This is a genomic window from Anaerosporomusa subterranea (assembly GCF_001611555.1).
GTDB lineage: Bacteria > Bacillota > Negativicutes > Sporomusales > Acetonemataceae > Anaerosporomusa > Anaerosporomusa subterranea.
In genome coordinates, this window is the sequence record NZ_LSGP01000017.1 from 519,366 (window position 1) to 533,933 (window position 14,568).

The following is a 14,568-nucleotide window of genomic DNA, read 5'->3' on the forward strand; positions in this document are numbered from 1 at the left end:
CTGCGTACTCTGCGGTTACGTGCCCCAACCGCGTACTGCGGTTCGTTCTTTAGATCCCCTTCTGCGATTAAGTCATATTCTTCGTCAATATCCTTAATTTTCCAGCAGGAACAAACTGCCAGTTGTCGAAAGTAATATATATCTGTGCTAAAAGTAGTTTGTTAGAGCGTGTTTCAAAACACGCAACCATAAAAGTAGGGAGGCTGTTAGAAAATGTTCAGAGGCTAGGCGCTAGAGCCGGCGGGCCCGGAGGCGTACAGTTCGGGTACGTTGAGGAGACCGGTAGCTCTGGCAACAACGCATATGGGCATTTTCTAACAGCCTCTACTAAACAGGCAGGAGGTCTACAAGATGCGAAAGGCCTTCATTGTTGTTCTGCTGGTCATCTTGGCAACTTCCATCGCACTGGTTGCCACCTGGCAGACAAAAAGCGAATCCGTGATGGCCGGTGCCCGCGGCATGCTTGAGCAAGAAGTGACAAAAGCTCTCGGCGGTTCGGTATCAGTCGATGCAATTGAAATACAGGGCATTAGCAGTGTTGCTATTACCGGCATCAGTCTGCTCGATAAGCAAGGAGCGGTGATGGCCACCGCCGACAGCCTGAATGTTACCTTCAACCCGATATTGCTGTTGACTGGTTTAAATCCAGTTGATGCAATACATGGCGTAACCATAGAATCACCGCGCCTATATCTGCGCCAGCGCGCCGATATGGGCTGGAATCTAGCAGACTTGGCCAAAGATCCGGAGTCCGGCGGACAGCAGTTCGGCGGGCTAGTACGCGTTAATCGCGGCTGGCTGTCTGTCGAGACCCAGAAACAGGGCAATTATCAGGCTGATAACCTAAATGGGACGCTGGACTTTGCTGTAAAGCCATCGATTCAGCTAGACCTAAAAGGCAATCATAATGGCGCTTGGTTCGTAGTTGAAGGCTCAGTTAACGGTAAAAGCCGTGACGCGTTGACAGTCAGTATTGACAGCTTGGCATTGCCAGATTATCAGGCTATATTGCCAACTAATTCAGTGAAAATTACGGCTGGACAAGCTAAAAATGTCTCAATAACCTTGATCCGGGAAAAGGAAGACATTAGCTATTCCGGTGAAGCCTTTATCCAAGACCTAGCTGGTCAAGCTGACGATATTCCGGTGGAAAAGGCTTCTGGACTTGTTAGTTTTGATCACAACACAGTACATGTGTATAATGCCGATATGCATCTCTGGGGACAGCCACTTCGGTTAAGCGGTGATATTACCTATCGTGCCGATCAACCTGTATTTGACCTGAATTTGGCGGCTGAAGCGTTTGATGCTGGCGCTTTGCCAGTGGCGAACGGCCTAAGCGGATTGGCCGCCTTTGATGTCCATGTTAAGGGAACACAGTCTGATTTCAAAGCTCAAGGTGGACTCTCGATAGCGGCGGGCAGATACCAAAACTACCAGTTTGCCAATGCCGAAACACAGTTTGTTTACAGCGGCGGCCTGCTGCAGCTGATTGGCGCTAAAGCCAGCCTATATGATGGCCAGATAGCTGCCGATGGCGTAATTGATCTTGCCACAATGACCTCCGACTTACGTCTCTCCGGCCGACAGTTGGATGGCGCTTTACTGGCGTCAGCAGCCGGTCTGGCTGATACTGGTGCGAGAGTCGACTTTGATATGCTGCTGCGTGGGAGATTTGCCCTAGGTGCTGCTGATGCTACCGGAACCGTGACGTTGGGTGAAGGAAAAATGGCAGGCGTTCCATTCAAAGGCGGCTATGGCGGTTTTCACCTTCAACAGGGAATTTTGACTGCAGATTATCTTAATGCTGTGGTCGATTCTGGCATGGTCAGCGCGAAAGGCAGCTATGACATAAAGCAAGACTTGATCGCCGTTGACGTTGATAGCCACAATTTACCGCTACAGGCGCTCACACAAACTTTGCCCGCCGCCTTGCACGCCTCAGGCTCACTGCAGCTTACCGCCAAGCTTACCGGCAAGCTTGCTGATCCTCAGCTAGTACTGGCGCTAACTGCGGAGCATGGCGCTATATTGTCACAACCATTTGAACGTCTGACCGGAGCGGCCGAGGTCAGCCGCGAAAAAGTCATTCTGCGCAATTTCCAGGCCGTTAATGGTCTGACCACGCATACGATAGAAGGAAGTATCCAACTTACTGGCAAAAAAGACCTAAGTTTGGCAATCGCTACCCGTCATGCTAGGATGGAAAACTTGTTAAAACCTCTGTCGCTTAGCGAAGTGGTTACAGGCAATGTCGAGCACGATCTCTCAATTACTGGCACACTCGATAACCCGTCGGCTGATGGCATACTAGCTTTGACTGAGGGCAGTTGGCGGGGCTATCTGCTCAATAGTGTTAAGGGCGCCTACCGCTTCCGCGACGGAGTAGTTGAGATTCAAGATGCTGTTATCAACTCGTTGGATAACCAAGTTATTATCAATGGCACAGTCACAACAACAGGCAAACTAGCGCTTTCGCTAAATGGTAGTGACGTCGACTTGGCCCGGTTGCCTGTTCCTTACCCATACCCTGTCAACGGTAAAGCCGAGTTAGCGATAAGCCTAACCGGTACACTTTCCAATCCGCAATTGACTGGCCAGGCGATCATTCCCAGACTCACGGCTAATGGTCAAATATTTGAGCGAGTCGATGCCTCGCTTAACCTGAATGGCTCTTTGCTTGATTTCCCCAGCGCTACCTTTGCCCAGGGCCAGTCTTCCTTTAGCTTGACCGGCGGTATCAATCTGGCGTCAGAAGAAATCTATGGCTCGTTACGGGTAGAAAAAGCCCAAGCCTCCGCAATCGCTGCTCTAGCTAAATTAGACGATAAGGTGCTGCAAGGGGAATTCAGTGGTTATTTCACTTGGAATGGTACCCTGGCTAACCCGAACGCCACATTTGGCGGCACGGTTGCAAAAGGCGTAGTTAAAGGCTATACCGTCGGCGACATTGAGCTTGAAGCGTCGTTGACCAATCACGTAATTGAACTCGAAAAATTAATGGTCAAACAGAGCGATGGCCTGATGGCAGCCAAAGGCAAGATTGATCTGCGCGGAGACATCAATATTGAGGCTGGCGCACGTGACATCGATGCCGCCTTCTTTGCCAAATTATTTGATGCCAGCATCGAAACCAAAGGTAAACTAAGCTTTACCGCTCAGATTTCCGGCAAAACAGCCAATCCCCACACCGCAGTTTCCTTGGAAATCGCTAATGGCAGTATCGATAACGCCGGCTTTGATAATTTGTACGGCCTATTTATTCTCGATCAAGGAAAAATCCAGGTTAATCAATTGCTGCTGTCTAAAGGGGAATATAAAGCCAGCGCTTATGGCGTCATTCCACTGGCAGCGCTGAATAAAGAAAGCCGCAAAAAGGCTTCTGCTGCTGATGAGATGGACCTGACCTTCCGTCTAGATCATGCCAATTTAAGCATACTACCCATCTTAAGTAATGCCATATCGACTGCTTCTGGTGACACCAAGGGCGAAGTCAAAGTAACAGGCAGTCTATTCCAACCGAATTTAAATGGGCAAATCACGGTGAAAGATGGCACCATCAAGTTTATTGGCATTGAAGAACCTATCCAGAAAGTAACGGTTGATATTCAGCTTAAAGATGATACAATACAGTTACGTACCTTTGAGGGCGCCGTAGGGGCTGGCAAGTACCAGCTTACCGGATCGGCTGTTGTTCGTGACATGGCTTTGCATGACTATGACATGTCACTGATGCTTGATAAAGTATCACTAACACATAAGTACTTCAAAGGCCCAGTCAACGGGATGTTGACCTTAAGCGAAAAAGCAAACATGCCACATTTTGCCGGCAAACTGCTTCTTGCCAACACCACTGTCAATGTGCCGGTCGTGCCGCTGACGTCATCAGCAAATACGACGTTTGACATGGGGATGGATGTAGAGTTGGTGGTTGGTGAGAAAGTGCGTCTATACAACCCTGTGCTTTACGATGTTTGGGTCGAGGGCAAGGTTCATTTTAATGGTAGTCTGCAACAACCGGATGTATCAGGGAAGATTGAGTCCCTGCGCGGCACTCTTAATTATTTGCGGACCCAGTTCAAGATCAATGAGGCGACTGTCGCGTTTACCCAGTTTCGTTCCTTTGAGCCGGTCATCAACCTCAGGGCTTCGACCCGGCTTGAACAGACAGATGTGGACTTGGCGGTAAACGGCCCAGTCACAGCCATGGATCTCAAGTTGACCTCAGATCCGCAAATGAGCCAGCAAGAGATACTTTCTTTGCTGACCTTGCGCGAGAAATTTAGTGAACGACAAGCCTCTGGCAAACGCGATACCAGCCTTGGCCGCGATGAATTGGTCAGCATGCTGGACGCCGGACTGCAACTGCAGTTCTTTGCCGAGGTAGAAGACATGTTCCGTACCAGTTTGGGCGTTGACGAGTTCCGTGTCTTTCGAGGGTCGTCGTCTAACCCGCTATTCACGAGTGACCAGACTATAACTGATCAAGATCAATACAAGATTGAAATCGGCAAATATTTTACCGACCGCCTGTTACTTCGTTATACGACCGGCGTCAACTCCAGTGAGAGAAGTTATGGTGCACGCTATGACATAACTAAAAGCATGAGCTTGACCGCAGATGTTGATGAATTTAAAGAGCTTCAAGTAGGCATTGGTATGAGATTTCGATTCTAATCCAATCAGGCCGTTGATAAACGCCCATCTGCGTTGCACCCGCAAAGGGTATGCCGCCAACTCCATTGGACAGGACGTCCAGGTACCGCGAAGGCCATGGATGGCCGAGAGCGGTGAAAGGCTCTAAAGCGCCAAGAGTTGCGCAATCAGCCCTGCGGGAGCGCGCTTGCCGTACCCGACACGTACTGATGCTATAATACTTTCTTTCCTCAACTAGCATCAAGCTCATAGGTAACAAAGTCTGCGCGCGCTTGGCTTTCTCAACAAGTTGGCTGTTCCAAAAGAACAGTATACTACAATAATTAAGATTAGGTCTCCTGGGAGGTGGAATACATGTCGCTGAATAAATACTTAGCTGAACTGAAACAAGTACGCATGCTTGAACCTGAAGAAGAACGAGAATTGTGGCGTTTATATAAGAAAAACGGCGATCATGACAGCCGCCGTACATTGATTGAGCATTATCAGCCGTTAGTGTTTAAAACAGCTGCGCGCTGGCGTGGCAATGAGTCGGCGATCATGGATATTATCCAGGAGGGCACTATCGGTCTAATTGAAGCGGTGGAGAACTTTGACCCTGACCGAAATGTGGCCTTTAGTCTGTACGCTGTGCACCGTATCCGGGGCCGGATACTTAACTATGCCGAACGGGAAGGCGAATTGCGCTGTTTATCCATTGATAGCCCGCTTAATGACGAAGAATCTGTCACTCTTGAAAATCGTTTTTTGGACGGAGACCAAACAGTAGCTGCCCAGGCAGAAAATAATTTTTTGGTCAGTCAGGTGAAGACAGCCATGGAGCGTCTGCCTGCCAATGAACGGTTAGTCCTGAACGGAGTCTATCTCGCGGAGCAAGAACCTAAAGAATTGGCTGAAACGATGAACCTAAGCCTGTCTCATATCTATCGTCTGCAAAAACAGGGTGTGAGGCGAGTTAGAGGTATGCTCTCAAAGCTGATGCAACACTGGTAGAGTCTGTTACAAAACGCCCATCTGCGACGCGCACGGATGCGCTAGTGTCGAACGCGCCAAGGATGGCATAGCGTTCGACCGTTGCACCCGCGAGGGGTATGCCGCCAACTCCATTGGACAGGACGTCCAGGTACCGCGAAGGCCATGGATGGCCGAGAGCGGTGAAAGGCGCTAAAGCGCCAAGAGTTGCGCAATCACGACTACGTTTGCTTGCTTGCGTACCCCGTGTACGCGGTGATGCTAACAAACTAGGTGGCAACAATTGCTGTTACGTCGCATAGATAACAACGTTGCGCAAGCCTCGCTGTTCCTAGCGAAACCGACATGCTATTGCTAACAATTCGCAGCTAGTCGCATATGTAACGACATCTGGACATTTTCTAACAGACTCCTTTTTTATGGTTGCGTGTTTTTGAAACACGCTCTGGTAATGGCGCGATATCGCGAAAAAAAGCTAAAAGTGATAAATAATCGATGATAAGGCGAGATAATCGCTATTACCAGCCCGGTTTGCCCGATTTTGACCAGTCAAATAACCCCCACCTCTCCTGATTATATGAATGTGGTTGATAGGGGTGAGAGAATTGGCAGAGCAGAATGAAAAAAAAACCAAACACTTGCGCTCAGCCCGACAATGGCTGACGCGGGCTGAGGAATCGTTTGATAAAGATCGCGATGTTCGCGGCGAGTTGAATCTGTTTTTGGCTCAGGCTGAACTACAGCATGCGCAAGAAACCAGCCAAAACCGGGGATGGCTGAGAAAATATCCCGCTCTTCGCCATGGATTGGCTGCAATCGTTGCTGTGACGCTTGCCAGCACTGCCTATGGCGTGTATAATCAGTCAAATGATAACGACAGTATCCAACCCGCGCCTTCAACCATGGTTTCGCAGCCTGTCATCCGCCCTGGTCCTATCGAGAATAATGTGATTTCCTTGCAACCGCCGGTCGCCTCGCCAGCGTCGGCAGTCGTCTCACGACAGGAGGCAGAACCCGCGGTTCAGACTGCTCCCCTGCGACAACAAGCAGAGGCAAAACGACCTGAACCAGTAGCCGTTCCCAATAGTGAACAGCGTTCGCCAGTATCGTCTGAAGAGATGAGAAGTCTAATTCGGGCAGCCGGCAAATCCCTACGGGGAGAATAACACATGATTCGAGGAGGTTATGCATGATTACTCGTAGACATTATTCACGCTTCATGATCGTGGCCGTCGTCTGCCTTAGCCTGCTGGCGTCCGTAGCGCCCATGGCTTTTGCTGCCGATTTTACCGGCCAAACGGTCACATCGGTGAGCGTGAGCGGCAACACCAACGTCCCGGCTGACCAGATTATGGCGGCAGTCAAAGTCAAAGCTGGCGACAAGTATGATCTGGAAAAAATTAAATTGGACATGCAAGCAATTTACGATCTGGGACAGTTCCTTGACGTCTCGGTCAACTTCACACCAGTGCCGGAAGGCGTCAAGGTAGTGTATACTGTTCTTGAAAATCCGGTGTGGAAAGATGTTGTGTTTAAGGGCAACACTGTCGTGACGTCAGACAAACTACGCTCGATGATTACCTTGAAAAAAGGCAGTGTCACCAACACCCGTACCCTTTCAGCAAACATTCAGGAAATCCGGAAATACTATCACGACCAAGGCTATATCTTGGCGAAAGTCACCGATGTGGCCACCAGTCCGGAAGGCGTGCTAACCATTACGCTGAATGAAGGCATGCTCGAAGACATCGTGATCAAGGGTCATGAGAAAACGAAGGAATTTGTTATCAGTCGTGAACTGTATCAAGTAGAGAAGGGTAAACCCTTCAACATCAATAAAGTGAAACGGTCTGTGCAAAGAGTGTACAACCTTGGTTATTTTGAGGATGTCAACATGAAACTGGTTCCAGGCCGTGATCCAAATGCGGTTGTGCTGGAACTGACGATTACTGAACAAAAAACCGGCACCTTCTCCATTGGCGCTGGTTATAGTGAATCAGATGGCATGGTCGGCATCCTCGGCTTAGGTGACAAGAACTTCCGCGGCATTGGCGATCAAGTGAATGTCCAGCTCGAGTTCGGTGGCAAGGCCAATGATGGCAACAACTACAGCCTCAGCTATGTCCGCCCTTGGCTTGATGCCAAGCAGACCTCTCTTGGTCTCAATATCTATGATATGACTAACCGCTACGATGACTATGATGATAATGGCGATTACTTCTCAACCTATGACCGTAACCGCAAAGGCTGGGATATCACCTTGGGTCGTCCCACCGGTGAGTATATCCAGAACTACCTGACCTTCAAGCAACGCAAGGATACCTATGTTGAGCACGTGGATGGTATGGACTTGAAAGGCGCTCCGACATCAGAGTACACCAACTACTTGGCCGACAACTTCGGCCAAACCAATAGTTTGACACTGGCGCGCATTTACGACTCCCGCGACAATGTGTTTAATCCGACTGTAGGCAGTCGCGTTTCACTGACTGCTGAGTTCGCCGGCAAAGCGTTCGGCGGTGACTTTGACTTCAACAAGTATACAATTGAAGACCGCAACTACTGGAAAGTCGGCCCAGACCACGTCATTGCCTTGCGGGTGACAGGCGGTTATGCAGATGGCAAAATGCCGGAAAGTGGTCGGTTCTCGGTAGGCGGTTCTGACACATTGCGTGGCTATGAGGACGATCAATTCAATGGCGACAAAATGCTGGCTGCATCTGTCGAGTACCGTTTCCCAATTGCCAAAAAAGTACAGGGCGTTGTCTTCTCTGATATCGGCAACGCTTGGGAAAATGAAGGCTATAAGCTCAATGACCTAAAAGTTGGCGTTGGCGTCGGCGTACGCGTTCAGACTCCGATCGGCCCAATTCGTCTTGATGTCGCTAAAGGTGATGAGGGGACACGCACACACTTCAGTTTCGGCGGCCAATTCTAAGCGAAATCGGCGATACGCGGCGCCTAGCGTTGCACCCGCAAGGGGTAGGCCGCATTTCTAGAGCGCTAAAGCGCTAAGAACTGCGCACTTGGCCGACGGGTGCTGATCCTCAACGTACCCGCTGAACGTACGTTTCCGGTCATCCCCCATCGGCCGCCTAGCTAGGCTTGCGTCTCCCCAATTTCGCAGCTTAGTAATAATATACTTTGCAGCGAATTGGATTACGTAGAAGTCTGAGACAAAGTAACAGGTGTAGTGATAAAACAAACAACCACTCGAGTCAGGCCAGGCGGCCTGACTCGCTGTGCAGGGGGGACGGTGAATCCCTTGAGTCGACAAATAACGCTCGTAGTTGTGCTGGTGGCGGTTTGTCTGGCGGTGTTGCTGCCGGGAGCCGCATACGCCGCAGAGGGCGACACTGTTCAAACAATTAGAGTCGATATTGCCGCCAATCCTCCAGCGACGCCGCGAGTCTTGCGGCGGATTGAGGCTAGTGTTAAGACTGTTGGTCAACGCTTGCTGGTGGGTAAGAAAACTGAGCTAATCAGTCAATCTCACCAGACGTATGAAGCCTTAATGCAAGAGGTTCTTGATAGAGTCTTGGTTGGCTATTCGGTTCAGCAAGTTGCCATTACGCCTGGAGTGGCGACAAAGGTTGCCATCGTACTCGAACCATGGGGGGAGCGGGTTCGTGCTGTGCAGGTTAACATTGAGTTCTCAGCGGTAGACAAGCTGTTTATTCCGCTTTTGCGTGATGAGCTCGGTGACTTGGCAGCCAGTATCAACGGCATCCTGCTTGGTCTGCCGGTCGATTCGCTTGAATGGGCGGATACGGTAGCCAAAAACAGTATCCGTGAGCTGGTTGAAGCGCGTTTGCCGGAGTACCGGGCGGCAGTGGATATCGTGCCTGGTGAGCAGACTCAGGTCAGGCTGGTGTTTTCTCCGGTTGGCGCGGTCGTGCGTGAGGCTATGGTTTCCCTTCGCTCTGATTCTATGCCCAATCTGCTGCTATACGAAATGAAGCCTGACGTTGAAGCTTTTGCCAAGGCGTTGCGCGGCTTACCCACTGAATTCGTTTCCCGTAAACAGCTGGAGTTAACTGGTCAACTAGAGCAAATCGCCCTATCTCATCCTTACTCCCAGTCCTATCTTCTGAATGTCCGTGGCGAACTGATCCCTGGTCCGGATACACAAATCCACCTGCAGCTAGAAAGCCGGAAATACCGTGTCAATGCCGAAGCCAGACTTGACATGGGACGCGACAATGCAAACACCTCAGGGCATTTGCATGCAGGCAAATTTGTTTCCCCTGAGGATGAATTGTTTGTTGAGGTTGAACTGATCACCAACACCATGCAATGGCAGTTCAGCCCCGGCTGGGGCCATCAGATCGGACCCAATACTGTTGTCGGAGCCAGATTTAACGTGACTGACAACTCCCGTTATGCGTGGTTGGAACACCGTTTTGGTGACAATTGGCGGCTGCGCTTCGACCGTTCCTCAGAGAAAGACGACGATGAGATTGGCCTACGCTATAAACTGCATGACTTCCTCAGCGCCGAGCTTGTCCACCGACCACACGAGAATTTCATCCGCGTCATTGGGCAACTTTAGATTGAACCCACTAGCCTGTTCCTGCTATAATAGGACAGATGATAGATGCCGCCGTAAGGCGAAAAAGAGAGGGGAACAATTATGTTAAAAAACAAAAAGATGTTAAAAATGATCGCACTCGCCGTGGTAGCTATGTTTGTATTGGGCGTGGGCGGTATGGCGGTTATGCAAACCGGCACAGGACATGCTGCCACTCCGAACTCCAATGTCGGCAAAGTTAATATGCAAGCATTGATGACTGGTCATCCTGATTATGCAACAGCGCAAGAAAACTTCAAAAAAGAGAGCGCTCAAGCAGAAAAAGACTTCAACGAGAAATCAGCAACGATGGCTAATGATAAAGAAAAACAAGAATATGCAACCCAACTCCAACAACGCCTGCAATTGAAGGAAAAGGAACTAATCACCAGCATCCAGGACAAAGTCAACGCCGCCATTAAAGAGGTAGCCGATGCCAAAGGTCTGACAGTGGTCCTGCCAGAACAAGTCGTTGTTTACGGCGGCCAGGACATTACTCAGGATGTACTGAAGAAATTCAGTAAATAAGCAAGAAATGCTTAGTTTCCTTTCCCGTTTTCCTGAAGATCGATGAACCGGGCCGGGCCGGCAATTGCCGCGCTCGGCTCTTCACTAGTACTGTGTCGGAGCTAAAGCTGTAATAGGCTAGCGAGGAGAGTTTTCGCAAGATAAGGCGGAGAAATGAGGTGTACCGACAGTACGCCGATTGACGATAACGCCGTATTGCGGAAAATAACCCGCCAGAATATAGAAAACTAGCCCCGACACTGTACTGGATAAGGAGGAGGGAAGCAAGATGAACAGGGTAACGACTCGCCACAAGATGCTAGCGATTGCCGCCATGCTGTTGGTTTGGCTGACAGCAGGTTGTGCGAAAAAAACAGAAGTAGTGCAACCTAAGCCTGAAATGGGCATCCTGAATATGACAAAAGCAGTTAAAGCTCATCCTCGTTACACTGAAGTCGAAAAGTTGCAGGGTGAACGAGCTACACTGCTAGCCCAGCTATCGCGCCAGGAAAGCGAAACAATTGCTGCAAGTCAGCAGGCAGGGATTGACATGACCAATCTAAGTAAAGCGACAGACCAAGAATTCCAGACCAAAATGGCCAGTAAGCACGATGAGATCAACCGCCAACTTCAGGCTCAATCAGAGACACTGCGCCGTCAAATCAATGAGCAAGTTGATAAGTATGTTAGAGAACTGGACGAAAGCTACCAAAATCGCACCTTCGGGCTTCAAGTTAAGCTGAAGACCATTGATCTCAGCAAGGAAGAACAAGCAGCCATCCAGAAGCAGTTGGATGAAATCCAGAATGAGCGGATGGGGAAAATTGTCGCCAGGCAGCAAGAACTGACTGCCGGAATGAACGATAGCATGAAGCAAGCGGAACAAGCTGCAGCCAAGGACCTTGATGTATATGGTCAACAGCTAAAAAGTAATTTGTCTGCTGAATTAGCCCAAAAGGCGCAGGCGATGCAAACTCTGCCTGGTGGTGGACTGAGCATGCCGGCGGCCGACAACATACAGGGAAAGTTGGCGGCAAATCAGCGAGATTTAGCTAAGCTGCAGCAAGAGATTATCACAGACATTAAGCAACGTGCTGCTACGATAGCGACCCAATATGGACTAACTACCGTCCTCGCCGATGTGGAGATTTTCACCTCAGCCACGCGTGATATCACCACAGATGTGATTGCCGGGAGTAAATAATCAGGAATCCACGTATAATATGGGTACTCAAGATGAATAGGGGGATCAACCATGTTCATGAACAAAAAACTAGCTCTGCTCACTCTACTGTTGTTTACCGTCGTTCTGCTTGGCGGCTGCGCTTCTAGCTCAACTGCCGTTGGTGTCTTTGACGTCAACAAAGCAATGACAGAAAGCCCCAAGATTAAGCAATTCCAGGAACAGCTGAATACTAAAGGCAAAGAATTAAGCGACAAACTCGAAAAAGAAAAAGCAGGCATCAGCGCAGAAGAATTCCAAAAGCGCCAGGAAGCAACCTATGCGGAATTCCTAAAAAGCAAACAAGACCTCGAATCGCAAGTTGATGCAAGCATTAAACAATCCATTGACGAAGTGGCTAAAGAAAAGAAATTGGGCGTTGTGTTATATAAAAACGGTGTTGCCCAAGGCGGAGTCGACATCACTGACGACGTGATCAAGAAAATGCAGTAGTCCGATAGATGAAACGTTAGCGCAAAGAACGCGAAGATCGCAAAGCGCGCGAAGGGATAATTCTACCTCCGCTTTGCGCCGCTTGCGCTCTTTGCGCGCTTTGCGCTCAGCGTTATCCGTTCGCTTAAAGCCCCGCATCAAAGGTTTATTATATCGGTTGATGGGAGAGAATACCCGTGAAACTCAAACTATCGGAAATTACCCGTCTGGTTGGCGGCGAGCTGACTGGAGACGGTGACATCGAAATATATGGCGTAAACGCACTTACAGAAGCTAATAATGACGAGATTACTTTTGCCGTGCCGCCACATCTTGAAAAAGCGGTAGATTCTAAGGCGGCGGCCATCATACTAGCCCAAGCAATTCCTGGCTTATCGCAAGCTCAGCTTATTGTCGCTAATCCTCGAGAGGCGTTTGGTAAACTGTTGTCAGTGTTCGCGCCAACTGTACATATTGCCCGTGGCGTTCATCCCAGTGCCGTGCTCGGTGACAACGTTGTTCTCGGTGAGAATGTTGCGATTATGCCGCATGTGGTTATCGCCAACGATGCGGTGATTGGTGATAACACTGTTATCTATCCCTTCACCTACATCGGCGAAGCAGCGGTTATCGGTAAAGATTGCTTGCTCTATCCGTCCGTCACGGTCAGAGAACATTGCCGTCTCGGCGACCGAGTCATTATTCATAGCGGCAGCATTGTCGGCAGCGACGGCTTCGGCTTTGTCACAGTTGGCGGCAAACACCGCAAAGTTCCCCAAGTTGGCAATGCGGTCATTGGCGATGACGTGGAAATCGGCGCTAATGTTGCGATTGACCGAGCGACCACTGGCAGTACCATTGTTGGTAATGGCACAAAAATTGATAATTTAGTTCACCTCGGCCACAATGATGTCATTGGTGAAAATTGTCTGTTCGTCGCCCAAGTCGGTATATCAGGCAGCGTCAACGTTGGCAACAATGTCACCTTCGCCGGCCAGGTCGGCAGCGCCGGCCATCTCAACATTGGCGACAACTGTGTATTCGCCGCCCGAACTGGCATCATCAGCGATGTTCCGGCAAACTCCTTCTATGCCGGCTTCCCTGCCCGTCCACATAAAGAATGGCTGCGATCCGAAGCAGGCGGCAGAAAAGTCCCGGATATGGTAAAAAAGATGCGCGATTTGGAAAAACGCATCGCTGAACTCGAGGCAAACCGTTAAACGTAAGTACATGGGAAGATTGCTTCGCTACGCTCGTAGTGCGGCAGTCTTCTTTTATAAAAACGATAGCACGAGGCTCCACTAGTGCCACTAGCGTCACGATGACGACAGCAGAAGAACGATGGGATGAAATAGTGTAATGCCCACAATGTGGGCATTATAAAAGCCGTACCCCGTATAGTGGCGCTTGTGGCGTTAGTGCCGCTCGCGCTAGATCCTCCTTCCCGTTCTCAGCTCCGACATGTCATATTTTTACGCCTCTTTCTTTGCAGGATTCTCGCCCATTATGTCGAAACTTAACTTATTCCCCTCAGTGCCCCTGAGGGCTTATCTATTAAAGGAGGCAAGTCTGTGAAAAGAGCATTTTTTTATGTGCTATGCGCATTTTTCCTGTCAACGGCTACTGCCACGGCAGCGCCTTCGTTTAGCGGCTCAACCGGCATGATCAATACCCCGAGCGCAGACGCTTTGCGTGAAGGCCAATTTTCGCTAGGCTATCATGATTTTAAAGAGCAAAAAGTTGGTACCTTTAGCCTGAATCTCCTATCTAACGTCGAAGTTGGCGTTGCTCGCCATTTCCCAGACGAAGGCTCGAATCAAACTCTGTTTAATGCAAAATGGTCTATTGCTCCGGAAACGGTAGTTACCCCTGGAGTTGCAGTCGGCGTGGAGGGAATTGGTGATGGCCACAGATCCGCGTACGCGGTTGCCAGTAAAGCCCTGCCGTTAGGCTTTCGTATCCATGCTGGTGTGGGCAATGGCCGCTTCAACGGCGCGTTTGGCGCCGTTGAAAAGACGATTAATCCGGTTAGCCTGATCACAGGCAGCAACACCTTCCCGGCTACCACCTTGATTGCTGAATATGATGGAGATGGCATGAACTATGGTGCTAGGTTATCCATTGTTCCCGGCCTGAAGGTCGAAGCTGGTTGGCGTGACTCCAAGACCTATATCGGCGCCAGCTTCACCTACTAATAGTAATGACCTAT

Annotated in this window: 10 protein-coding genes; all 10 read left to right on the forward strand. The window is 49.8% G+C overall.

The window, feature by feature from the left end:
- Window positions 1-351: 351 nt before the first annotated feature.
- The gene (locus AXX12_RS09910; protein WP_066241700.1) at window positions 352-4,677 is read left to right on the forward strand and encodes a translocation/assembly module TamB domain-containing protein; all 4,326 of its coding nucleotides are present in this window, start codon (window positions 352-354) and stop codon (window positions 4,675-4,677) included.
- Between the two features lie 333 nt (window positions 4,678-5,010).
- Entirely contained in the window at window positions 5,011-5,649 is a 639-nt protein-coding gene (locus AXX12_RS09915) for a sigma-70 family RNA polymerase sigma factor (protein WP_066241703.1), read from the forward strand.
- 584 nt (window positions 5,650-6,233) lie between these two features.
- Window positions 6,234-6,794 carry a hypothetical protein gene (locus tag AXX12_RS09920; protein ID WP_082816793.1) on the forward strand — a complete coding sequence of 187 codons (561 nt, stop codon included), beginning with the start codon at window positions 6,234-6,236 and terminating at the stop codon, window positions 6,792-6,794.
- Between the two features lie 23 nt (window positions 6,795-6,817).
- Complete coding sequence (locus tag AXX12_RS09925; protein ID WP_066241708.1) at window positions 6,818-8,566, forward strand: BamA/OMP85 family outer membrane protein; 1,749 nt, start codon at window positions 6,818-6,820, stop codon at window positions 8,564-8,566.
- Between the two features lie 327 nt (window positions 8,567-8,893).
- Entirely contained in the window at window positions 8,894-10,180 is a 1,287-nt protein-coding gene (locus AXX12_RS09930) for a hypothetical protein (protein WP_156478626.1), read from the forward strand.
- Window positions 10,181-10,261: 81 nt separating this feature from the next.
- A complete protein-coding gene (locus tag AXX12_RS09935) occupies window positions 10,262-10,726 on the forward strand; it encodes an OmpH/Skp family outer membrane protein (protein WP_066241713.1) in 465 nt (154 codons plus the stop codon).
- Window positions 10,727-10,994: 268 nt separating this feature from the next.
- The gene (locus AXX12_RS09940; protein WP_066241716.1) at window positions 10,995-11,909 is read left to right on the forward strand and encodes a coiled-coil domain-containing protein; all 915 of its coding nucleotides are present in this window, start codon (window positions 10,995-10,997) and stop codon (window positions 11,907-11,909) included.
- A gap of 51 nt (window positions 11,910-11,960) precedes the next feature.
- Window positions 11,961-12,380, forward strand: a complete 420-nt coding sequence (locus tag AXX12_RS09945; protein WP_066241719.1) for an OmpH/Skp family outer membrane protein — start codon at window positions 11,961-11,963, stop codon at window positions 12,378-12,380.
- 176 nt (window positions 12,381-12,556) lie between these two features.
- Window positions 12,557-13,579, forward strand: coding sequence for a UDP-3-O-(3-hydroxymyristoyl)glucosamine N-acyltransferase (lpxD, locus tag AXX12_RS09950; protein ID WP_066241721.1), 1,023 nt, complete (start codon window positions 12,557-12,559; stop codon window positions 13,577-13,579).
- 351 nt (window positions 13,580-13,930) lie between these two features.
- On the forward strand, window positions 13,931-14,554 hold the full coding sequence (locus AXX12_RS09955) for a YjbH domain-containing protein (RefSeq protein ID WP_066241724.1): 624 nt from the start codon (window positions 13,931-13,933) through the stop codon (window positions 14,552-14,554).
- Window positions 14,555-14,568 lie beyond the last annotated feature (14 nt).